Source organism: Klebsiella sp. WP8-S18-ESBL-06, assembly GCF_014169755.1.
Lineage (GTDB): Bacteria > Pseudomonadota > Gammaproteobacteria > Enterobacterales > Enterobacteriaceae > Kluyvera > Kluyvera ascorbata_B.
Map to the genome: position 1 here is coordinate 1,905,406 of NZ_AP022256.1, position 23,802 is coordinate 1,929,207.

Here is a 23,802-nt window from a genome sequence, read left to right on the forward strand (position 1 = left end):
TTGGAGAATGGGTGTGCGCCCGGATAAGTCACTCAGCCCTTTTGAAATTCGTCTCTATCGCCACTATCGTACCGTGCACGGCGCGCGCATTGCGCTGGCATTCGCGCTGGCGTTTATCATCGTCCGCCTGGCGGGGATCCCCGAAGGCTCCTGGCCGCTGATTACCCTGGTCGTCGTGATGGGGCCTATCTCCTTCTGGGGCAACGTGGTACCGCGCGCGTTTCAGCGTATTGGCGGCACCATTCTTGGCTCGGCGCTGGGGCTGGTGGCGCTCAAGCTGGAGCTTATCTCGCTGCCGCTGATGATTATCTGGTGTGCGGCCGCGATGTTCCTGTGCGGCTGGCTGGCGCTAGGCAAAAAGCCCTATCAGGCTCTGCTGATTGGTATCACCCTGGGCGTGGTGGTTGGGGCTCCGCCTGGCGACATTACTACCGCGCTTTGGCGAAGCGGCGACGTCATTTTCGGCTGTCTGCTGGCTATGCTGTTTACCGGTATTTATCCGCAGCGGGCGTTTATTCACTGGCGCATCCAGATGGCGACGTTTGTGACGCAGTTTAATCGGATCTACCAGGCGGGTTTGTCGCCGAACCTGATAGAGCGGCCGCGGCTGGAAAAACATCTGCAAACGGTGCTTAACGATGTGGTGAAAATGCGCGGGCTGATTACGCCTGCCAGCAAAGAAACGCATATTCATAAAGGTATCTTCGAAGCCATCCAGACCGTCAGCCGTAACCTTGTCTGCATGCTGGAGCTGCAAATCAACGCCCACTGGGCGACCCGCCCAAGCCATTTGCTGATGCTGAACGCTCATACGCTGCGGGAAACGCAGATGATGACCCAGCAAACGCTGCTGGCGATTGCCCATGCGCTGTATGAGGGTAACCCGCGGCCAATCAAAGCCAATAGCGAAAAGCTGAACGACATTGTGGCGGAGCTGCGCCAGCTGGTGAAGGAGCACCCGGGCGAGAATCTGGCGGAAACGCCGATTCACGGCTACGTCTGGCTGAGCATGGAGCTTGCCCGCCAGCTGGAGCTGCTGTCGAGTCTGATGTGCCGCGCTTTGCGTAAATAAAAGACAGATGCGCGCGGTTTTGCGTCTGGTTGTTTCGATTCAGCACGCTTTAGGGTTATGATGAAGCCAAAGCAAAAAAGAATGTTTGCGACAACGGCGGCGCATAAATCTTACCGGTTGAAGGGCATATCAGTAATGTGTACCTTATCGTGTAGCCGTTGTTTTAACGAATCCGACTCTCAACTATCAGGGGTATAAAAATGGAAACCACGAAACCTTCGTTTCAGGACGTACTGGAGTTTGTGCGTTTGTTCCGTCGTAAGAACAAGCTGCAGCGCGAAATCCAGGACGTAGAGAAAAAGATCCGTGACAACCAGAAGCGCGTCCTGCTGCTGGACAACCTCAGCGACTACATCAAACCGGGCATGAGCGTTGAAGCTATTCAGGGCATCATTGCCAGCATGAAGGGCGACTACGAAGATCGCGTTGATGACTACATCATCAAAAATGCCGAGCTGTCCAAAGAACGCCGCGACATCTCTAAAAAACTGAAAGTGATGGGCGAGCAGAAAAGCGAGTAACCGTCGTTCTCAGGTGGCGGCGCTGCCGTCACCTGGCCCCCTGAATACCGTCCTTCCTCTTCCCGCCGATACAACCTCAGTGACATTGCGAGCAATGCGGAGTATAAAGCTCTTTGTTTGATATATAAGCCACAGTTATGTGGGAACGTATTGATATCAAAGGAACTCGCGAACAATGCAGCAACATCAGGAAGCGCAATCATGATGCTGGTGACCGGCGGCGCGCGCAGCGGCAAGAGCCGTCACGCTGAATCGTTACTCAGCCAGTATCCTCAGGTTTGTTATATCGCCACCTCGCAAATTTTTGACGCCGAGATGGCCGAGCGTATTCAGCACCACCGGGATAGCCGCCCCGCGCACTGGCGTACGGAAGAACGCTGGCAGCACCTTGCCGACATCATTACCCCGCACAACGATCCCAACGAAGCCATTTTGCTGGAATGCATCACGACGCTTATCACCAATATTTTATTTGCCTCTGGTGATGCACAAGCTATCGAACGTTGGGATTTTGCCGCCCTTGAGGCTGAGGTCAGCGCTGAAATTGACGCGCTGATTGCTGCCTGCGAACGCTGTCCGTCGCCGGTGGTGCTGGTCACTAATGAAGTGGGGATGGGCATTGTGCCCGAGAATCGTCTGGCCCGGCATTTTCGCGATATTGCTGGGCGCGTGAATCAAAAGCTGGCACAGGCGGCGGACGACGTCTGGCTGGTGGTATCAGGGATTGGAGTCAAAATAAAATGAGCCGACTGTTTTTCGCCACACTCTCTTTTATGAGCCGTCTGCCGGTGCCACAGCGCTGGTCGCAGGGGCTGGATCTGGATCGCTATGTCAGTGGCGTGCTGACCTTTCCCGTTATCGGGTTGCTGCTCGGCGCGCTGAGCGGCCTGGTCTTTGTGATTGTACAGGCCTGGTGCGGGATTCCGCTGGCGGCTTTCTTTGCCGTGTTGACGCTGGCCCTACTGACCGGAGGCTTTCATCTCGATGGTCTGGCCGATACCTGTGACGGTGTTTTCTCCGCCCGTCGCCGCGAAAAGATGTTAGAAATCATGCGCGACAGCCGCCTGGGCACCCACGGTGGCCTGGCGCTGATTTTTGTGCTGCTGGCGAAAGTGCTGGCGGTGAGCGAACTGGCCCTGCGCGACACGCCGATGCTGGCGGCGATGGCCGGTGCCTGTATTGCCGGCCGTTCTGCTTCGGTGTTGATGATGTACCGTCATCGCTACGCGCGTGAAGAGGGGCTGGGTAACCTGTTCATCGGTAAAATCACCTTCCGTCAGACCTGGGTTACCCTGGTGATCGGCGCTGCGCTGGTAGCTGCCCTGTTAGGCATGCACGGTCTGCTTGCGTTGCTGGTGGCGTTTATCGGCGTCTTTATCCTGGGGCTGCTGCTCAAGCGCACGCTGGGAGGGCAGACCGGAGACACCCTAGGCGCGGCAATTGAACTGGGCGAAGTGATTTTCTTGCTGGCGCTCCTGTAAGCCAGCGATTAACCGGAAAGAGATAATGCAAACACTGACTTCACGACTGGCGGCTATTCCTGACGTCGACAGCGCCGCCATGGCGCATGCGCAGCAGCATATTGATGGGCTCTTAAAACCAACGGGCAGTCTGGGGCGGCTGGAAGCGCTGGCGGTACAGCTGGCGGGGATGCCGGGTCTGCGCGGCACGCCACATGTCGCCAGGAAAGCCATGCTTGTTATGTGTGCCGATCACGGCGTCTGGCATGAGGGGGTTGCCGTTTCGCCTCAGGTGGTTACGGCGATTCAGGCGGTTAATATGACCCGACACAATACCGGCGTCTGCGTGCTGGCCGCTCAGGCGGGGGCTGAGGTGCACGTGATTGACGTGGGCATTGATGCTGACCCTATCCCAGGCCTGGTGGAGATGAAGGTGGCGCGCAGCAGCGGCAATATTGCCCGCGGGCCAGCCATGAGCGCAGAACAGGCACAGACCGTCCTGATGGCTGCGATTGACTATACCCGCACTCTGGCGGAGCAGGGCGTTACTTTGTTCGGCGTGGGTGAACTGGGGATGGCAAATACAACGCCAGCGGCGGCCGTGGTCAGCGTACTGACCGGCAGTGAACCAGAGGCGGTGGTTGGCGTCGGCGCGAACCTGCCGCAGGCGCAGTTGGCGAATAAAGTTGACGTGGTGCGCCGCGCTATCGCTGTAAACCAACCGGATGCCGATGACGGTCTCGACGTGCTGGCGAAAGTGGGCGGCTACGATCTGCTGGGTATGACCGGCGTGATGCTCGGCGCGGCCTCCTGTGGCCTACCGGTCGTGCTGGACGGTTTCCTTTCTTACGCATCGGCGCTGGCAGCCTGCCGGATTGCGCCGGGCGTGAAGCCGTATTTGATTCCTTCGCACTTCTCCGCCGAGAAAGGGGCGCGCATTGCGCTGACGCATCTGGCGCTGGAGCCGTATTTACATATGGATATGCGCTTGGGGGAAGGCAGCGGCGCGGCGATGGCGATGCATATTGTTGAGTCAGCCTGCACGATGTATAACCGCATGGGCACGCTGGCGGGCAGTAATATCGTCCTGCCGGTTTAAGAACGTCATTGCGCCGACGCCTGTCGGCGCAGCTATTCTGGCCGTTGCTCATTTTCGGGCGTCTGAACCACAAAACAAAAATCCCGCTTAAGTTTCCTTAAGCGGGATCTTCAGATTTGGCTCCTCTGACTGGGATCGCCTTTGCCAGTAGCTGGCTAATAAATAAGCTAAACCTGAAAACTCTCCCTGTCAAGACCACCAGAATGACCACCAATCAAAACTGATTAAATAAAACTGATTAGAGCGGTCTCGTGCATTTGGTGATCGCTACTATTGTCACATCTATAAGGGCTGTCTGTTCTGTGCCAGAAACGGACACCCAATATGCCGTATTGTAATATTTGAATGACGTGATACACAATATTATTTTCAGGTTGTTAAAAATAATTCAATGGAGTTAAACTTTTTCTTCAGTCCATATATTTGGATAGTGACTCTTTATTTTTTCAATACGTATTGATCCAGATAATTTGGAACAAGCATCAATGATCGCATTAAGCAAAGCCTCAAGTTTGGAGGTGTCATATTTACTTTCGATAAGCTTAGCTTCTGATGTATCAAGATATCTTTTTGCGTAATACTCTTTAAATTCAAGTGCGCCTTGATACATCCCGGTCTCTTTTTTATAGTTAGTCCATCTAACAGTGTATGAGTCATATTCACTATATGTTAAATCCAAGTAACACTCTATAGCGGCAGCAGTTCCATTAATATTGGATAAGGTTAGGCCGTCTGGGCCACAAGTAGGGAAACTTTCAAACTCCTTAAGATTCGGAAGACATATGCAACTCATATTATGAGGAAGCTTCATCTTTATGATTTTCTTGAAAGCTTCAACCCCTTCACTATCATTGTCGAGTACAAAAATGATTTGGTTCTGTACATCAATTTTTACTAATCCCTCAGCAAACTTTGATAATCCCCCAGTGCCGGGGAATGGATGGCCAGATGTTACATCGATGAAACGAAAAAATTCACAAACGCTAGGCTTAATTAGCTTAAATGCCTTTTGTAATATATGTGAGTCCGAGGAACCTTCAGTTGCTATGAGAAAAGAATTTTCACGGTTAATTTCAGTTTTTATTTGGTTAATGTGAACCCATCCGTTAGCGACTATTTCCCCATAGTCCCACTCGACATACTCACTAAGATTATGTTTGTTTTCACTTAAAAGTTTGATCATAGAGTATGGATGAAGTATGTTTATGACACTGAAAAACGCTGTTTTTTCTGACCAGTAAAAGTTGTTATAAGGATCATAGAGAGGAATTCTTTTTAAAATGTCGTTAGGGAATAACTTCAAAATGAAATTATCATTCTCTGTTTTTTTTGAATTATCAAAGTCGATATCTTTATCGTTTAACTCCCCCAGATCATAGCTCTTAAGTAAGCCCAGAAACTCATCAAAACTAAAAAGATTTTCTAAAGGTTCCCAATTATCGGGATAGGCTTCAATCATTTCGTTTCTTTGATAAACCTCATGCTTTACAAGATTTTCATATTCCGCACGAATAGCAGTAAGAGAAAAACCAAGTAACTCAACCCGTTCAGCTACTGCTGCAAGAGGCTTCCTGAGTACGGTCCACTGAAGGCGTCTTTCTTCATCAATTTCATCGGTTTCTTCCAGATCATAGCGTTCGTGCTGAGGTATCATTATGTGGTCGGTTGACTGGAACAATGCACCATGATCAACACCTAAGCTATTTTTACTCCAATCTAGCGTTGCACCTGAAACCTTAAGTGAAATTTCCGTGCCCATAATTCCTCTTTTAAACTGTTGGCAATCACTTAATTAAACCATCAGGAATATCATCTGTCATCAACTATGCTATGAAATTACAAGCGGTATAATGTCTTCAAAATTCAAAGTGAATATCAATCATTATAAATTAATCCAAGGGCAGAACCAAGCGATCGGCTCGTTGCAGATTATCGCGCTGTAAGTTACGTATTGCACCATCGGAGGTGAGAACAATTATGAGCTTCCACTTTTTGCTCATAGCGGATCTGACAGCCAACAGGACTGGCCGCTTTGTGCCAGCAGTAGGCGTTGCTAACGGCGTAATGTGTCACTCAACGCGGAGCAGTCAAACTAATTAATAGACTTTGTCTCTTCCCTAAATTTGTTTGGTAAACACAGTCAATCAGTGGGTAGCATCATCTACATATTTTTAGACGGACTTTTGGCTTTCAGATGTTGACACGAGGGGCTTACTTGAGCACTTTGAGTCATTCTTCCATCTCGGCCAGATCCCGCACAACGCATCGTAGCGTCAGATCAAAGCGAGGCGGAAATTCACTTCCGCACCCATCTCGTAGATAGTCGTTTTGGCTACAAGGCCAATCTCAATCTGCCTCAGCTCTTGGCGACGGATTGTGTTAAGAAATAGCAGAACGCCGTTTTTGATTAATTGAGACAGGTCGTTAAGGACACTCGATCCGGAGATTTGTTTTGTGCGCGAGCTACAGTGCTGCTGTCGCGTCCAGTTTACTAATAAGTTATTCTGCATTTCAAACTCCGTGGGCATTTGGCGAAGCAAGGTTTGCCACCAATATTTGGTGCTTTTCATTGGGTAACGGCGGAAATTCACAGGGACGTAGTAAGGTTTACCGAAGACTAATAGCAGCAGAAAAGGAGCGAGTATGGCGACGATAACGGTTTCTCCGGTTCATTTTGAGGACTACAGTGGTATCCAGTTCGAGCGCCTAGTTTTTGCATACCACCTGCGCGCGGGTTGGCATGATCTGATTTGGCACGGTCAATCAGGAGGTGATCAAGGGCGAGATATCTCGGGTATTGAACCATTTGATGACCAGCCAGCACGTAAGACCATCATCCAATGCGCGAACCGAGACACATTGACACTGGCAAAAGCTAAGAGCGACATGAGTAAGTCGATTAAAGCAACTGGCAGTGTCCCAGACGTCTTTAAGTTCGTCTCTCGTGGTGCGGTCTCGGATGCTGGCAGAACGCGCATCGAGCAAGCAGCAGCTTCCTTGGGCGTCAGGCATGTAACGATATGGTCGGGCGTAGAGTTCGAAGAAAACTTGCGTCTTCGTGCTGAATATCTGCTGCACCGTTTTGTCCAGGGCGTCGAGTTTCCTGATGTTGAAGCTGATATTCAAAAATTCACGGATGATTTTCCCGACCTTTCCGACGCCGATGTTCTGCAACTGATGGCTGCCGTATTTGACCGGCCAGCATTTCGCACACCGTTTCAACAAGAAAGTTCTCTCCCTGCTTTTCAGAAGGCAATCGAAGATACCATTGGCGCACTAAATACAGGTTTGTGGAGAACGCGTGAGGGCGTCGAGATCAGGCGCATTCCTTCGATCCACCATCTCAAAAATCAACGCATCCAGACAGTGATGGGAAAAGTGGTTCGTCAGGTCGACCAACTGCGGCGCATCTTCGTAACTCGGCTTAAGGAAGGGGAAATCAGACCTTGTGGATGTGGTCAGCCCGATTGCCCCACGTTTACGCTCACGCAACGCGTGGCTGACGAGCTAGACGACGCGAGACAGAGAATCTTCACGACGTTTCAATCAGTGTATACTTCCTTCAGTGTGAGCCTTAGTTAGGCAATGAAAAATGGAACCTACAGCGTACTCATTCTTCTTGAAAGCCCAATATAATTTCTTAAGTATGCGAATGTGATGATGGCACTGACCCCGGAACAAATTCACTACCTCAACCAATATGCACCAGGCGAAGCTGTGTCACATGCATTATCCGAGCTACTATTCATTGATCATGATCTTCTCGGTATCGATGCTAACGAACGGTCGATTACCTTTCGCTTTGCGATGTACCTCCAACAATGTTTCCCCGGTTGGACTGTAGATTGCGAATACAACCGGGACAGCATTGACCCTAAACGGCTCAGACATTTGGAACTTTATCCAGACAGCGAAGACGTTGAGGCAAAGACAGTATTTCCTGATGTGATCGTGCATCGGCGAGGTACACGACAGAATCATTTGGTCTTGGAGTTCAAAAAATCAACGAGTCGCGTAGATAGAGAGATCGATCTACTAAAACTTCGAGGTTATAAGCAGCAGCTTGGTTACGAGCACGCTCTGTTTGTGGAGGTCGGCACCGAAGGGCAATCGATCATCACGGCGCTCGAGTGGGCCTGAGAGGTGATAGAAAGATAATTCATGATACGTATTCCATCATTCAACTCTCAGCACCTTGAGGCCGCCTGTCGCGTCCTTGCTGATACCGAACGTGGCTTGAGTGGGTCGCAGATCGAGCGACTGCTACAAGAAATTAAAGTTGCGGACACATCGCCAGGAATGACAAAGTGGAAACGTCTGTTTAATGCGCTCGCAGGTGCGCAGAACCAGTATCAGGTCGGCAACCATCTTATTATGTTCATTAACCGTGCGATGAACCCGGTTAATTACGCCCGTGATCCATCGGTGTTTGCCTGGCGACGTGATGAACTCAATGTTGTCCTGGCTTTTTCCGGTTTTTATATCCGTGAGGATGGTAAGGTCGCGAGCGCCGCTAAAGTAACGACTCTGGATTCTGCTCGAGCCCGCGCTGGGCGACTTAAGGCTGCACTCGAAAGCCGTGCTGTGCATGCGGAAGTTTTGAACTATTGCCGTGCCGAACTTCTTGACGAAAACTATTTTCATGCCGTCTTCGAGGCGACGAAGGGGGTTGCGGAACGTATTCGTCAGTTGTCCGGGTTGAGCGGTGATGGTGCTGACTTGGTGAACAAGGCATTTACCGGACAACAACCTGTTCTGACTTTGGGATCGCTTACCACCGACTCAGAAAAGAGCGAACAGAAAGGTTTTGCGAATCTACTGATTGGTCTATTCGGCGCTGTGCGCAATCCACTAGCCCATGCGCCTAAGAAGAATTGGCCCATGTCTGAACTGGATGCGCTGGACATCCTTACGTTGGTTTCGCTTATTCATCGCAAGCTGGATGGCACACACAAAAAAATAGCCTCCCCATAGGAGAGTTGCATGAGCTATACGGACTGGCGAGTTTATCAGGAGGCCATTGTAGAGGTATTTAGACGTCTTGGATGTAATGCTCTGATTGACTATAGAGGCAAAGGCAATCGAGCGGCTCATGATATTGACGTCTTCGCGATCTTTCTTCGACCGGGTAGTGGATGTCGAATCGTGGCGGTGGGAGGGTAAGTAAACGCTAAAACGAAGAATTTATTATTGGCGTTATTACAATATATCGAATGGCCTTATTAGAGGAATATACAGTCTGATATTTTAATCCATTAGTACAACCGGCTATCTTCATTTGTCTCGGAGGCAATGCTGTTATTCATGTTTCATTAAGGGGCATATGGATTGATTGCCCCTGTTTAGAGTTATGCTGCTGCTGCATAAAACTCTATGTAACATTCAATAATGCTGGTTTTATCATTAAAAGTAAGCTCATGCTCAACTAGTTGTAGTTGAGCACACAGCGCTGGCTTAATTCCTAAGAATCTACGGTAGTCTTCAATAATTATTGCTGCAGATGGGATTCTCTGAACGATTCTGTATGAGGATAAACAGTCCCTTATGATTTTTATGAATTTTTCAGGGCTATTGTCATGTGACATAATGTCTTGTCCTGAAATATCTGAAATATATTTTTGATATCGGTATTTTTCATTGTCGACAATAATTGCTAGTTTGCTTTTTTGATTTTTACTCGAGCCAAATTTTTTAGCACCAAGAAATAACCCTAGTTCCAATGGCATATTAAATCTAGGCAAATTATTGACGTGATCTAATTCAGTTCTAGATATGTCATGGATTCCAATTTTACAATCCTTGATTATGCGATTTATTTTATCGAGCCGTTGATCACCAGCGTCATTTATTTCCAATGCGCATCGAGGTTTAAAATTACAACGGTAAACTGCAAACAATGCTGCATCAATAAAATCAGTGTAAGCATCGTCAAATGGGCAATTTATAAAAACATTAGTCTCATAGCTCATACTTACGCCTTGTTTTTTTCTAAGTTGTCAGCAAGGATTTTAAATATCTCTTTCTTAGCTATTCTGTTGCTAGTATTTGCCCTTTTAATGTTCCAATTTTCGCTGTTCTGGCTAATGACATCACGTATTTTTCCATCTGCAGAATGAATGGACACAATCCCTCCATTCTTAATTAAATTTCTTGCTGCCTCTATAGCATCTTTTTGTGTCCTGTAATTTTGACTGGTAGCTATCTTTTCATTTTTGGCCGACAATATTCGCCAATCAGCGCCAGATTTAACAATGGTATAGTAGTTTTTCATGAACTCCCCCATTCAGTTAGAAAAATTAAGGCACTAGCTGCTTTAAGATTCAGCATACCTTACAGCCTAGTTTTTGTCAGCGAGCTTCGTACGGTTGAAAAAATTTTTTCAATAAGAGTGATACTTATCAAACATATTCACAGGTAAAGACCATCAGATCACCTAAAACTGATGAAAAGAAACACTGTCAAAAAACCTGTTGTTTTAGACGCGCAAGAGGCGCCCATACAAACAATGTTGCATTGGGGTCTCCTGTGATCTTTTCGTTCAATTATAGGCTTACGGCTGATCGTTTCCTAACACAACCCGTCCCGCTAGGATTAATGACAGGCGTTATGTGCACTTGTACGACAGAACAATGTCAGGAAGGTGAACTATCAGGCAATACGAAGACAAAATCACACTACATAACGGAGAAAACATCATGACAATTTCCCTGCATACCCAGATTAGCGTCCTTAACACAGCAGTGGCGACAAGCGCACATTACTCTGTGTATTTGTTGAGGTTAGCTGATTCATACCATACTATTTGATACCCTCGTTCTGTTTAAAGTACTGTATAAAAACCTAGTAACTCAAAGGGTCGCAAGGGAAGAAAATTGAAACACCCAAGGTTGCATCTGATGGGCTGCACTCTATCCATGTGATGGATCTACTGTGGAAGGGGCTAAAAAGCATGATCTGATAGACTTTGTGTCCTTCATAAATTAAATTGATAAGAAATATTAATGGTGAGCCGAGTCATCTCCACTAGGGAAGGTGCGAATAAGCGGGGAAATTCTTCTCGGCTGACTCAGTCATTTCATTTCTTCATGTTTGAGCCGATTTTTTCTCCCGTAAATGCCTTGAATCAGCCTATTTAGACCGTTTCTTCGCCATTTAAGGCGTTATCCCCAGTTTTTAGTGAGATCTCTCCCACTGACGTATCATTTGGTCCGCCCGAAACAGGTTGGCCAGCGTGAATAACATCGCCAGTTGGTTATCGTTTTTCAGCAACCCCTTGTATCTGGCTTTCACGAAGCCGAACTGTCGCTTGATGATGCGAAATGGGTGCTCCACCCTGGCACGGATGCTGGCTTTCATGTATTCGATGTTGATGGCCGTTTTGTTCTTGCGTGGATGCTGTTTCAAGGTTCTTACCTTGCCGGGGCGCTCGGCGATCAGCCAGTCCACATCCACCTTGGCCAGCTCCTCGCGCTGTGGCGCCCCTTGGTAGCCGGCATCGGCTGAGACAAATTGCTCCTCTCCATGCAGCAGATTACCCAGCTGATTGAGGTCATGCTCGTTGGCCGCGGTGGTGACCAGGCTGTGGGTCAGGCCACTCTTGGCATCGACACCAATGTGGGCCTTCATGCCAAAGTGCCACTGATTGCCTTTCTTGGTCTGATGCATCTCCGGATCGCGTTGCTGCTCTTTGTTCTTGGTCGAGCTGGGTGCCTCAATGATGGTGGCATCGACCAAGGTGCCTTGAGTCATCATGACGCCTGCTTCGGCCAGCCAGCGATTGATGGTCTTGAACAATTGGCGGGCCAGTTGATGCTGCTCCAGCAGGTGGCGGAAATTCATGATGGTGGTGCGGTCCGGCAAGGCGCTATCCAGGGATAACCGGGCAAACAGACGCATGGAGGCGATTTCGTACAGGGCATCTTCCATCGCGCCATCGCTCAGGTTGTACCAATGCTGCATGCAGTGAATGCGTAGCATGGTTTCCAGCGGATAAGGTCGCCGGCCATTACCAGCCTTGGGGTAAAACGGCTCGATGACTTCCACCATGTTTTGCCATGGCAGAATCTGCTCCATGCGGGAGAGGAAAATCTCTTTTCTGGTCTGACGGCGCTTACTGCTGAATTCACTGTCGGCGAAGGTAAGTTGATGACTCATGATGAACCCTGTTCCATGGCTCCAGATGACAAACATGATCTCATATCAGGGACTTGTTCGCACCTTCCCTAGAAGGATGGACTTATCAATGGAAAGTAATATTTTAGGTCATGCTCAGAGAGAAACTTCAGGAGCAACTACATTTGGAAAATATAATTTCCAATATCATTGGGCTTTATGCAGAATAATTGAAAAACATAAATCCAATGCAGACTATGCATTATTAATTGAATATCATGAGGATGTCGTTATCGCAGACTCATTGTTTGGCAGTTCGGCGAAATTTGAATTTTTTCAAGTGAAAAATACTGGGAATTCCTTCACTGTTGACTCTTTAACTAAACGAGTAAAAGGTGCAGAGGGACTTAAGAACTCCATTCTAGGAAAACTATTAAGCTCATGTATAGGCACTGAGTATGAAACACGTATTACGGAAATAGGTCTTGTATCCGCTAGTGGCTTCTCATTTGATCAGAAAGATAATAAGTTAAAGTTAGATATTATAACTTCGGGTGATCTTAGCGTGGATTGTCTATCGGGCTTAACTGGGAAATTAAAGTCCGAGCTTGGGATAGATATTTTTCCAGAAAATCTAAAGTTCATCATTCCAAAAATAAAGTTAGAAAATCAAGAAGAATTCGTTATTGCCAGATTTGCTGAATTAGTAAATGAAATATTTCCAAATAGTCATTGTAATGCTGTCAATATTTATAGGGCAATTATCGACGAGATTCATCGCAAAGGACAGAATACTTACGACTTTACTATGTGGGAGAAAATGGTAGAGGATAAGTCTCTCACATCTCATACGGTAAAAGATGTCATAGCTGTAAATACAACGAGTCCAAAATTTGAAGACTTTGAGAAAGACTTTGAGTATTTAGCTAAAAGCGATATGAAATGGAATACCTTAACATATCGAAAGATGGTAAAAAAAATAAAACAAATTTACTTACGTAGAGTCGGGTATGCTTCAGCTTTTGATATGAATATAATGAGAATAGCTCAACAGGCGCTCAGTAATGTTCCGGAAGAAGACTATACTGAAACAAGCGATTACATTAAGGCAGTTGTTATGAAAGCTAAACAGCTGAATATTGAAAGCCAAATCCCAGAAGATGATGATATACTTTGCGAGATAATTTACTGTTTTTTGAAGGTGATGCATGAATAATATAAAAATAACAAAAGAACATTATAAATTATTAATTAGAAATTTAAGGAACAAGAAAAATGAGAAGCTTGCAATTTCAACGATTGGTTCTGATATCAGATTCGAAAAGACTTGCGAATCAGTTCACGTTCCCGAAGAGATTGAATCTAATTACAGGAGAAGATAACAGTATCGGCAAGTCCACTCTAGCCAAGAGTTTACTATGGTCGCTAGGATGCGATCCAGTTATCGACGAAGAATGGAAATCAAATGACATTAAATCGATATTATATTTCACTATAAATAATAAAGAATATTTTTCTTGCCGTGGAAGCCACTCAATAATTTTGGGCGCTATCGATGGTGAAGCGAAAAGATACACACATATAACTGGTGATTTTTCACAAGACCTATCAGATCTTGTTAACTTTAAAATGAAGCTTCCTAATCGGACTGATGGGAAATTAGAGACTCCTCCGCCAGCATATTATTTTTTACCATTCTATATTGATCAGATAAAAAGCTGGAGTTCACCTTGGGATTCATTTGAAAACTTAGGTCAGTATGCCAACTGGAAAAAATCGTTAATAAAGTATTTTACTGGCTATCTGAAACCAGAACATTTTGAATTAGAAGAAGAAATTTATGAATATAGTGAGGTAAAAAAAGAATCAACAGCAAAAATAGAAAAATTTCAAAGCGCAGTTGACGTCATAGTTGATAATTCTGCTGATATCACCATAGCATTAGATAATGAGAAATTTAGCGAAATTCAGAAAGAGATAAATACTGAGCTTCAAGAGTTTATCGATTACCAAAGGAGGCTTTATGATGCTCAGGCTACGATTACCTCAAATATATATGATCTCGAAAAACAGTATGAATTAGCCACCAGTTCTGCAAACGAACTCGAAGAAGATTATAAGTTTGCGGTCGAATCTATACCGACAGATCATTTAGAGTGCCCATTGTGTGGTACTCTTCACGATAACTCACTGACTAACAGAGCATTGCTTCTTTCAGAGAAGGATTCGCTACTTGACGAGGCAAACTCAATAGCATCAGAAATAGAGGCGCTTAGATCCTCATTATTTGAGTTAAATGAGGTAGCTCAATTTGCTACTAATGAAATTGAAAGAATTAATAAGAAGTATCTCACCGATGACAATGCGGGCGAAAAAACACTCATTACACAAGTAATTGATGCTATTTCGAAAGAAAAGGTCTCAAGAAGTATTCAAGTTAAAATTGATAATGAAGATCTTAAAATCAGCAAAGCCAATAACTCTGTCGCCGAATTGAAAAAAGATCAGAGAAAACTTCTTTCAAACAAGGATAAGGAAGAACTGAATTCTTCTTTTATGTCAAAGCTATTGGGAAATATTGAAGCACTAGGATCAACAGGAGTAAATCTTAGCAAAGTGAAATCACCTACTGATTATAAACAGTTACTTGGTGGCGGTGCTGCTGAGGCTGCCAGGGGATTGCTTGCTTATCAACTCTCCGTACTGCAACAAATACATAGTGCTAAAACTTGCATAGTGCCTCCTTTCGTCATTGATACACCCAACCAGCAAGAACAGGCGGGGCATCGTTATGAAACCGTCATCAAAGAACTAATGCGCAGTATCCCAGAGGACTATCAGATAATACTGTGTGCAATGGAGAATAATGCATTAAATGAATTTAAAAATGATGCCAATGTTATTACATTAAATTCTGGAAAGTTATTGGATTCTTCCCAATATGACTCTCTAAGATCTGAGTATAAAAACATTCAATTGGCTGTAAGAGAAACGAGGGATGATGATTAAACAATAAATATTATTTGTAACTTTATGCATAGTAGCGAGTATATTGCTATATACTATATGAATCTTACTTAGCGCTGATCTAATTTTATATAGTAGAGCTAAGTAATTATTCATGACCTTTCTGTGAGGCGGAGAGTGGTCTTTTCAAAATTACTACGGCGTTTAACAAATAGTTGAACGCTGCTAATTATTACCGTTTAATAAATGGTGTAACATAACCAATATATTCGGATTGAACAGTTCGATGGACTTCCCAACGTTTGGCATTAGCAGGCCGTTCACGCTGTGCAGCATGAGTTAAAAATAATCGTCTCTTCGTCCGTGAAACACCAACGAAGAATGCACATCGATTCTCATCTTGGTTACCAAAGAAAATCTCGTTTTCCACCGCCATTATAATTACAGAATCGAACTCAAGCCCTTTGCTTTTGTGAATGGTTAAAATTCTGACTGCTTGGTCATCCGTAAACCGTCCAAGAGCTTGTGGCAAATCTGATTCAATTTCAAGCAACTCTTCAATCCTTGCTTTGGTATCACGAAAAACTTCCTGTAGACGCTTGTGTGATTCGTAATCAGGTGATAGGGCTACGATTGTATCAGTGCCAATATGTTTTAAAAACTCCTTTACAAACTTCCACCAACAAGAAAAAGGTGAATCAAGCTGTTCAGCACTAGTTGCTTCTTTGCGCTGTTTTTTTAACAAACGATCAAGGTCCTTTCGCGCACAGGACTGTACTTCTTCATCAGCAAAAGGAATCAGCTGATTCATCAGACGGATCCAAGCCTTGGGTTCACGCTTTCCATAGAGGCATGAAAGATAATCTACGATTAAACGTGCAACTGGCTCAACAGTAATATCCTGCATTTGCTGCTCGTTTCGATATGGAATTCCTCGTAATTCCAGCTCCATCATTAGGTGGTCAGCATAGAGATCTAACTGCTTAGAAACTAAGACGGCAATTTCTGTTGGTGCCAATCCTTCTTTATTAATCCAGTCATTAATAATATTTGCCAAATAAATGGCTTCTTCTTGACTGTTTCTGAAACTCTCGACATGAATCTCACCTTCGTCACCATTCAATTGTTCATCTGGCATGACAGATGCAAGATCAAGCCGACGAATTATTTCGTTTTGTACTCGCAGCAATTGTGGCTTTGACCGGAAATTTCGGTACATGTTAAGTGGAACTGCATTGAAATCATCAGTAAATGTTTGGAATATACCATCCATCGCTCCCGCCCAACCCATGATTTTTTGCTTGGTATCACCTACTGCAGTAAGCCGGATTTTAGTCCCTAGAAAAGCAAGTTTAACCAATTCATATTGCAAATTTGTACAATCCTGAAATTCATCAAGGAAAATATCGCTGTAAGTCTGACGAATAGAATTACGAGCAATTTTTGAGTTTTGCAATATTTTAATAGCCAACGGAACAAGATCACTAAATTCGATTTGGGAACGAGAAATACTGATTTTCTTATCAACGATCGTATAGTCTGAATCTAATGCCTCTCTTCCTTTCAGTACTGGTCTAAAGCGATCAATTATTCGCTTGGCAAATGCATGGAAAGTATAACTATCGAAACGGGAGGCAAGGTCTGCACCACAGCGCCGTTCGACGCGCTCTTTTAGATTTCTACTAGCATCAACCTTGAAGGAGATAGCGAGAATCCGCTTCGGATACCGACATGTCCCTGTCCGTAACAGGAAATCTGCCCGCTGCGCAAGCATTTCAGTTTTACCTGCGCCCGGTCCAGCGGTAAGAGCTAAGCAACGTTTGCGGGCTTTTGCTGCTCGTTTTGCATTTGGTTCCAGCGTTAATCCATCTGCGGGTTGCCATGCTTCAATAGGAATCATTCAGGTAATTCTCCAAGTTTGGCAATAACGGCATCAACTAGTCTATTAAGCGACTCTGGCATATTCGCAATTAATTTTTTGTCGCTTAGTTTCGCTAGAGCATCAATGTGTGCGGCGGGCTTACTACCTAATTTAAAACGTAGATGATATGTAGCGAAAAAACTCTGTTCATCTACGCTATATTGAGAAATATTGTCATAGCTTTTGCCAAGCACTGCTTTTATTGTTGACTCATCCGGCTCCTCTTTTTCAACTCCATAAGCTTCGGGATAAGCTAGCAACATGGAAAAGTCCAAATCCATAGGAAAGGAAAAAAACACAGATCGGTTTTCAAGTTCTTTGAAAATGTCTTGAGTGCCTTTATTAAAAAAATGGTGAGTTCTTATTGGCGTAGTTTCATCATTCCATTTTGTAATTTTCCATTCTGTAGGAAGTACTTTCTCCGGCTCAAATGCTGCAAGCTGATCGTTAACGTATTTAATTCGCCCCCATCCAGCGCCATACCGAGCTACATCCAGATCAAGCAAAGTCAGATAGGGAATCTGCAGTGCTGAAAGCAACCGCCAGAAATGATTTACATGCCTGCCACCTAACGGTGCTACCGTAATAGCTGATTCATCCACAGGAGTGCCTTTAACTTGGAGCAAACGAGGCAGTACGATTCCTTCACTATCTCCTTCACCAAGCACAACCAAGCGTGAGAAATAGATCTCAGGGAATGCTTGTACAGCCTCTCTCACAAATTTATGTGCTTCATCTGTTTTAGGGGGCAATTTGATACACGTAATTCGTGTTTTTCTTTCCTCAGTAAGTCGTAGATAACGTATAAATTTAGGATCAACTCTTCGTAACATTGATGGTGCATGAGTAGCAATTAAGGCTTGAGCATCAATATTTTTTGCCATGGTATTCAAGGCACTGACGATACGTCCCAGGTAATGGGGAGAAAGGCTATTCTCTGGTTCTTCCACTGCGACCAGCGTAAAAATCGGAGGGCGCAACTTGTCGGGATCAAATGTAACATCTTCCTCTGCGAGAACAGCTCTACCGATCGCTTGAGATGATAGAACAAGAGAAAGGTAAAGCATCGATTTTTGACCATCGCTCAACCGAGAAAAATCGACAAGCGAGCCATCATGGCTGGGAGTAAATGAAACCGATAAATGGCGTAGCAATGCTTCAATCTCCGAAGCCACAAATGTAATTTTAGGATCTGAGAAAAATTTACCTTTGTGTAGGGTTGCCCAAGTTAATTTCAAACTTTCACTGAAAGTATTGATGGAGGGATTAGCTGCTAGGCTGTCGCTTATCTGGTTGGTTAATCCTCTAATCGTATTACGTTCATCATCCCAACGAACAGCACGGAGTAAACGTCCGAGTAAAGCGTTAGCACCGTAAGCAATATGGTCTGCAGGGTCCCGTCTGGCTGGTAAGTAGTGAACTTGAATATTATTACGCTCTGCCCTGGTTACTTGAGCTGTGGTTTGAGGTGAGCTATCAGGACTGACATCCAAAACATATACTAAGTTTTCTTCTATATCCCCATCTGTTCCCATAGTAGCAGTGAGGCGAAAACGCACACGTGGAATACCTTCTGGCTCATCAAGTCGCATGTGACCAAAATAAGGAGCCACAGTACTGTTATCCTCGTCCTCCGCAAGTTCGTGAAACAGAAAGTCAGCTTCAATCCACAACTGTCTCTCAGGAGGAAATTCATCCTCATCAAAAGGGACATGGAAATCTGTTCGCTGGACACGACGCAATGTTGGATCAAACGCAAAAAGTCGGCATAAAGCCTGAAGTGCTGCTGTTTTACCTGATCCATTAGGACCAATGAGATAGGTCACATCTTCCAAGCTTAGTTCAGTTGGTTCTTTGCCAAAAGACTGGAAACCAGATAACCGAATTGCTTCAAGCTTCATTCTACTTCTTCCCTCAGTACAAGTTATCCATTGAATTGATAAGCGAACCCACTTGTTGTTAATAATACGGTAGCCATTCTGCCATTAATCCCATACAGCCCTTAAAGAGAGTTGTTAAAGGGTATAGTCATTAGCGAGCCTAGGGAGTCTAGGTGGCCTTACACTCATAGGAAATTTCAGCGATTGTAATTAAACCGGATGCAACAAAAAATTTCTGGTAAATCTTGAAGCAAAGATCAGTTTTGGGTGGCCCCGACAAAATTACCTTATGCCTAAATTCAATAAACCGCTATACCCTCAAAAAAAATAAAACCATTTCACTTCTGCGGAGCAAGGGCGCTACGCCCGGATATGCAGGGGCAAGTTTTTTCTCCTGTGCGCTTTTCGTTCCTGTATCGGCTTCCTGTTAATCGTTTCCCAACACAACCCGTCCCGCAAGGGTAAATGGCACGCATGCTGCGCCCTTGCAGCACAGAACGATGCCGGGAAAGCGAACCGTCAGGCGATACGAAGACGAAAATCACACACTGACGGAGAAAAAACCATGACAATTTCCCTGCTTAACCCCCGGACAAGCGCCCCTAACACCGCAGCGGCGACCAGCGTATCCCCGCTGGACCCGTCAGGCTCCTCAAAAACGAAATTTTCTAAAACCAGAAAGGATATTTATCAGACCGTTACCGACAACATCATTGCAGCACTGGAAGCCGGTGTTAAACCCTGGTCCTGCCCTTGGCAGCGTGTATCCGGCATGTCTGGTCTGCCATCCAATTACACAACCGGAACAGTCTATAGCGGTATTAATATCATGCTGTTATGGTGCAGCGCATCTAAACAAGGTTTCAGCGATTCCCGCTGGGTGACTTACAAACAGGCACAGGCAACTGGTGGACAGGTTCGCAAGGGTGAGCATGGCACAACAGCTATTTTCTACACCACACTTGAGAAGGAAAACGACGCCGGAGAAATCGACCAAATCCCGATGCTGAAAACCTTCACCGTATTTAACGTTCAGCAAATCGACGGTTTGCCCCTGACAACGGAAACGGTCAGCCCGGAAGCGACATTTGACCCGTTACCGCAGGCTGAAAATTTGTTAAGGAAGAGCGGCGCAAACATCATCGAGAAAGGACAAAATGCTTTTTTCAGCCCATCAACAGATGAAGTCTGGCTACCGGAGCGCCATCTGTTTTCTGATGCGGCGAATTTCTACGCTACCGGCCTGCATGAGCTGGTTCACTGGAGTGGTGGCAAAAAACGTCTGGGCCGTGAAATGAAAGGGAAGTTTGGCAGTGCTGATTATGCAGAAGAAGAACTGGTGGCGGAGCTGGGAAGTGCCTTTCTGATGGCGGATCTGGGGATTGAGGGAGAGGTACAACATGAAAGCTATATTGCTTCCTGGCTGAAAGCGCTGAAAAACGACAAGCGTTATATTTTCAAAGCGACCAGCGCAGCCTCTAAAGCACATCGTTATCTGATGGATAAACTCTGAGGCCGGAGCCGGACAACCGCAAGGGAATGCGGTTACATGGTTTTTAACCGGCAACGCTGCAAGGCGCAGACTGAGGCGGAACGCAGCACAGCGAGTACCGAACAGTCTGCGCCTCGCAGTGGAATAAATAATTTCTGGCCTGGCGGTATCGCCGCCAGGCCGGTGAGGCCACCATGATGGCCTGTGTAAAAGCTTACGTATAGCTGTCTAATGACAGGCGTTTCAGTTCATCAAGGGTATAAATGCGAAACACCCGGCGGTGGCGTTCTTCCAGCGGGACGTGCTGATGGTTGATGATGACATGCCTGATGCTGTCAAACAGCAGTTCAAGTGCACGCTTCTTCTGTGGATCGGGTACAACATAAAAAACGTAAATCCACTGCTTGCGGGTACGGGCCAGCAGGTGGCTTGCCATGATCGACTGATACCGGGCTCGGGTTTTCAGGCGGCGCTCGGTTTCAATGGCAATAACGTTACCGTCGGGCAGCGTCAGTAATCCGTCCGGGCGATGTTTTACCTGATACTGGCTGAGAAAGGTGGCCCGGTCGCCGTTAATCCATCCCGAAGCGCCTTTCTTCTCCAGAATAAGTCTGGCGGCCTGATTATCAAGATGGTGCTCCAGCGTCCAGCCGGTGATTTTTGATGGTTCAAACCGCGCAGGAAAGATTTTATCATTCGGGGTTAACACCACCGCCAGCCCGTCGCTGGTGATCCCCCATAATGAAATCTTCATTGTTCGTGATTCAAGCACATGCTTCTGGATTAACCCCATTTGCTCAGTTTTTGCCAGCAGCGAATAAAGCGATTTATGATCCCGGAAACCAAATAGCAGCATCAGCGTTTTGAAATCGCTGTAGGTTTCTTCTTTCAGGAAGTTCAGCAGTTGTTTTATTTTTTCTCTGTTGCGTGTCTGGCGCTCTTGATATGTCGAAATCAGCATAACCGCTCCTTAAAAATCCAGCGGGGACAGGTGTTCTCCCTCATGAGGTTGGGGCTCTGCCGGTTTGACTTCGCTTTCGTTGAAAAAAAGACCCGGGTGCGTTGTCATTACATCCTGTATGGATGGTTTATCATCCTCGTCAAAATCCAGTGCGATTTTCACCGGTGCCGCCGATGCGGTAATATCAGGGGAAACCGAGAAGATTTTTAGCTGACGCTTTCTGATCTTTATCGGTGAAATCAGTGAGGCAGAAGGTAGCGTTTTTGTCGTAAAGATAAAGCTGACAAAATCGGGCAGGTTCAGGATCATATTACTGTCAATAAAGAAACGTTCGGCCTGGCGAATGGTACGCTCACTGTCGATGGTCTCCGTCAGCATATTATCCGTTTTAGCCTTACGGAGTTCATCATCCACCAGAATAGTGCCTGACATTCTTGCAACCCATTCCGCCGTATCCGGGTCCATAACCCGGTAAACCAGTTTGAATTTAGCGTTCTCAACGACCGCACCGACAACGGCGTCACCTTTCAAATCTGCCGGGCAGTCTTTTAAATCGGCAATGGACTGGTGATCCATAATAATATGCACACCTTTATCCCGCGCCGCACCTAATCCCTCCAGTGCTGGCCTGGATAAATGGTATTTCAGTTCTGAAAGATAAATAGCAATGGGGCGGGGTATGTCTGTTACACGGTCGCGCCTTTCTGCTAACTGGTACAGGCGAACCAGCAGCATGCGCTGTGCGGTAATTATTTTGCTGTTTCGCATTGAACCGATGACGTAACAGCAACCGCCTTCATCAAATATCTTATTAAGCGAAAATCCGGTAGGGGCATTGATGGCATTGAGCAAGGCCAGTTCCTCAATCTTGCCGAAAAAGGCTTTTATCTTATCTGCAATACTTTGAACATAGTCTCCGTTATAAACTTCTCGAATGGTTGAGGCTGTATTATGGATGACAAATTGTGCGGCTATTCGGGCGGCTTTCCGGTCGTCGATCCGATAAAAGTCAGCTTCCTGTCCTTTTTCTGCCAGACTGAAACCTGCAACGAACAATTCTTCCAGTTCCTCGGGCGTAATATCTTCAATCAGGTTTAGCTGGTATTGCTTTTTTCGCAGGTCGATTAAGGCAAAGGGTTTGCCTGCATCCTCGCAGGCTTTGCGGTAAAGATGCGGTGCCCATTCATCATCCTTGGGGTCCATAACAAACACACCTTCACCGGCCAGAATGCTTTGATAAAGCAATATACCAGCAGCAACCCCTTTACCGGCTCCTGTGGTGCCGATAATATCCGCGTGTTGTTTCTGCCAGTCCTTTAACGGGAGATACAACGGCTCCTTCTCGCTGTCCATACCAGTAAAAATACCTTTATTCAGGTCGATATAATCCAGCGGGTTATAATGCAGTGTTTCCGGCAGCAGGGATTTTACGGTGCGGACATCGGTGCGCAATTCCCGTTCAAGGGTGGTTTTTTTAACAAGGCGTTTCTTTATTCTGTCCAGTTCAGGCGTGAATACCCGGCGAAGCATAATATGAAAAATAATCCCGGTCACAGTGAAAGTAATCCGTGCTGACCAGGCCAGTACTGTATTATCACTGGTGAGTCTGGTCTTAAACAGCCACTGGAAGGATCCGATGACTATCGGGGCCAGTGTGCCGGAGAGAAAACACAACAGGGAAAAAGCGATAATCAACCTTTTCCATAACGGGGCTTTCTGCGGTTCATCGCTTTTCATCAAGGCCAAAAACGGCATCGTCAGCCCCGCTAATAACGCCAGCATAAGCTGATTCTGTTGCATAAAAGCAATGAAGGGCAGAGCGCCATTCATTATCGGAGACAGTGAAACGGCGTGCTTATTTAAAATCATGATGCCTCCTTCGTCAGCTATTCGCCCCATAACATCGCCCCATCAATTCGCCCCACGGTGTCGGGCGAAAAGGCGGGGCGAGCGTATGGGGTAAAGAAGGTGGCCGCTGTGCGGCCATGCGTCGGAAAGCATGCTTCCCGGTAAGAAACAGCGTGCGCCAGTACATGCGGGCTGGACGCCCTTATTGCCTGTCACATGGGGGTAATGACGTTGCTGGACGCCGCGCCAAAACCCCCAAAGTCAACGGCGGCACACCGTCGCCCGCTACGCGCGACCACCCCCTTTAAGACGGTCGCTTTCGCCTTTTTCTTCCCTTTGCTCGTTCCTCGCAGCGGGAATAAAAGGGAAGCTGACCTTTAAAGAGGGTGGTCGCGCCACGCTACCGGCTTTTGGCCGGAGACTTAGCCGCGACGGTGTGCGGGGCTGTGCCCCCCGGGTAAACCGCTGT

General features: G+C 46.2%; 19 protein-coding genes and 1 pseudogene. 12 read left to right on the top strand and 8 right to left on the bottom strand.

Features of this window, described 5'->3' with window-relative positions:
- The first annotated feature begins 13 nt into the window (after nt 1-13).
- The 5 genes from H7R76_RS08915 (at nt 14) to cobT (ending at nt 4,152) form a co-directional block, all read left to right on the top strand.
- Nucleotides 14-1,072, top strand: a complete 1,059-nt coding sequence (locus H7R76_RS08915; protein WP_106930069.1) for an FUSC family protein — start codon at nt 14-16, stop codon at nt 1,070-1,072.
- A gap of 200 nt (nt 1,073-1,272) precedes the next feature.
- Entirely contained in the window at nt 1,273-1,593 is a 321-nt protein-coding gene (locus H7R76_RS08920) for a DUF496 family protein (protein WP_106930025.1), read from the top strand.
- Nucleotides 1,594-1,791: 198 nt separating this feature from the next.
- Nucleotides 1,792-2,337 (top strand): bifunctional adenosylcobinamide kinase/adenosylcobinamide-phosphate guanylyltransferase, encoded by a 546-nt coding sequence (cobU, locus tag H7R76_RS08925; RefSeq protein ID WP_106930067.1) that lies wholly within the window; start codon nt 1,792-1,794, stop codon nt 2,335-2,337.
- Complete coding sequence (gene cobS, locus H7R76_RS08930) at nt 2,334-3,074, top strand: adenosylcobinamide-GDP ribazoletransferase (protein WP_106930024.1); 741 nt, start codon at nt 2,334-2,336, stop codon at nt 3,072-3,074. Before cobU ends, cobS begins: the two co-directional genes overlap by 4 nt.
- 25 nt (nt 3,075-3,099) lie before the next feature.
- Nucleotides 3,100-4,152, top strand: coding sequence for a nicotinate-nucleotide--dimethylbenzimidazole phosphoribosyltransferase (cobT, locus tag H7R76_RS08935; protein ID WP_182934409.1), 1,053 nt, complete (start codon nt 3,100-3,102; stop codon nt 4,150-4,152).
- A gap of 397 nt (nt 4,153-4,549) precedes the next feature.
- On the opposite strand, the gene H7R76_RS08940 is transcribed toward cobT, so the two are convergent.
- Nucleotides 4,550-5,911: a HEPN/Toprim-associated domain-containing protein gene (locus H7R76_RS08940; RefSeq protein WP_050310678.1), complete on the bottom strand. Its 1,362-nt coding sequence runs from the start codon at nt 5,909-5,911 to the stop codon at nt 4,550-4,552.
- 884 nt (nt 5,912-6,795) lie between these two features.
- On the opposite strand from H7R76_RS08940, the gene H7R76_RS08945 reads away from it, so the two are divergent.
- The 4 genes and pseudogenes from H7R76_RS08945 to H7R76_RS08960 all read left to right on the top strand — a co-directional run.
- Nucleotides 6,796-7,734 carry a hypothetical protein gene (locus tag H7R76_RS08945; protein ID WP_050310679.1) on the top strand — a complete coding sequence of 313 codons (939 nt, stop codon included), beginning with the start codon at nt 6,796-6,798 and terminating at the stop codon, nt 7,732-7,734.
- Between the two features lie 78 nt (nt 7,735-7,812).
- Nucleotides 7,813-8,292: a hypothetical protein gene (locus H7R76_RS08950; protein WP_050310730.1), complete on the top strand. Its 480-nt coding sequence runs from the start codon at nt 7,813-7,815 to the stop codon at nt 8,290-8,292.
- A 21-nt stretch (nt 8,293-8,313) separates the two neighbouring features.
- Complete coding sequence (locus H7R76_RS08955; protein ID WP_047063039.1) at nt 8,314-9,126, top strand: TIGR02391 family protein; 813 nt, start codon at nt 8,314-8,316, stop codon at nt 9,124-9,126.
- Nucleotides 9,127-9,135: 9 nt separating this feature from the next.
- Nucleotides 9,136-9,291 (top strand): annotated as a pseudogene (locus H7R76_RS08960) (restriction endonuclease); the annotation flags it as partial.
- Nucleotides 9,292-9,500: 209 nt separating this feature from the next.
- On the opposite strand, the gene H7R76_RS08965 reads toward H7R76_RS08960, so the two are convergent.
- From H7R76_RS08965 to H7R76_RS08975, 3 genes are all read right to left on the bottom strand, one after another.
- Nucleotides 9,501-10,121, bottom strand: a complete 621-nt coding sequence (locus tag H7R76_RS08965; protein ID WP_044784805.1) for a hypothetical protein — start codon at nt 10,119-10,121, stop codon at nt 9,501-9,503.
- Between the two features lie 2 nt (nt 10,122-10,123).
- Complete coding sequence (locus H7R76_RS08970; RefSeq protein ID WP_050310681.1) at nt 10,124-10,423, bottom strand: DUF2188 domain-containing protein; 300 nt, start codon at nt 10,421-10,423, stop codon at nt 10,124-10,126.
- 902 nt (nt 10,424-11,325) lie between these two features.
- Nucleotides 11,326-12,306: an IS5-like element IS5 family transposase gene (locus H7R76_RS08975; protein WP_044713288.1), complete on the bottom strand. Its 981-nt coding sequence runs from the start codon at nt 12,304-12,306 to the stop codon at nt 11,326-11,328.
- Nucleotides 12,307-12,394: 88 nt separating this feature from the next.
- Between H7R76_RS08975 and H7R76_RS08980 the strand changes: the two genes are divergently transcribed.
- Nucleotides 12,395-13,480, top strand: a complete 1,086-nt coding sequence (locus H7R76_RS08980; protein ID WP_050310682.1) for a DUF4297 domain-containing protein — start codon at nt 12,395-12,397, stop codon at nt 13,478-13,480.
- A 59-nt stretch (nt 13,481-13,539) separates the two neighbouring features.
- Nucleotides 13,540-15,273: a hypothetical protein gene (locus tag H7R76_RS08985; RefSeq protein ID WP_050310684.1), complete on the top strand. Its 1,734-nt coding sequence runs from the start codon at nt 13,540-13,542 to the stop codon at nt 15,271-15,273.
- Between the two features lie 190 nt (nt 15,274-15,463).
- Here the strand turns inward: H7R76_RS08985 and H7R76_RS08990 are convergent, their stop codons facing one another.
- Nucleotides 15,464-17,131 (bottom strand): UvrD-helicase domain-containing protein, encoded by a 1,668-nt coding sequence (locus H7R76_RS08990; RefSeq protein WP_050310685.1) that lies wholly within the window; start codon nt 17,129-17,131, stop codon nt 15,464-15,466.
- Nucleotides 17,128-19,053 carry an ATP-dependent nuclease gene (locus H7R76_RS08995; RefSeq protein WP_182967563.1) on the bottom strand — a complete coding sequence of 642 codons (1,926 nt, stop codon included), beginning with the start codon at nt 19,051-19,053 and terminating at the stop codon, nt 17,128-17,130. Before H7R76_RS08995 ends, H7R76_RS08990 begins: the two co-directional genes overlap by 4 nt.
- Before the next feature lie 544 nt (nt 19,054-19,597).
- On the opposite strand from H7R76_RS08995, the gene H7R76_RS09000 reads away from it, so the two are divergent.
- Complete coding sequence (locus tag H7R76_RS09000) at nt 19,598-20,545, top strand: ArdC family protein (protein ID WP_050310688.1); 948 nt, start codon at nt 19,598-19,600, stop codon at nt 20,543-20,545.
- A gap of 193 nt (nt 20,546-20,738) precedes the next feature.
- Here H7R76_RS09000 and mobC read toward each other — a convergent pair whose 3' ends face one another.
- A complete protein-coding gene (gene mobC / locus H7R76_RS09005) occupies nt 20,739-21,485 on the bottom strand; it encodes a MobC family replication-relaxation protein (RefSeq protein WP_050310690.1) in 747 nt (248 codons plus the stop codon).
- 9 nt (nt 21,486-21,494) lie between these two features.
- Nucleotides 21,495-23,354, bottom strand: coding sequence for a type IV secretory system conjugative DNA transfer family protein (locus H7R76_RS09010; protein WP_050310691.1), 1,860 nt, complete (start codon nt 23,352-23,354; stop codon nt 21,495-21,497).
- Nucleotides 23,355-23,802: the final 448 nt, after the last annotated feature.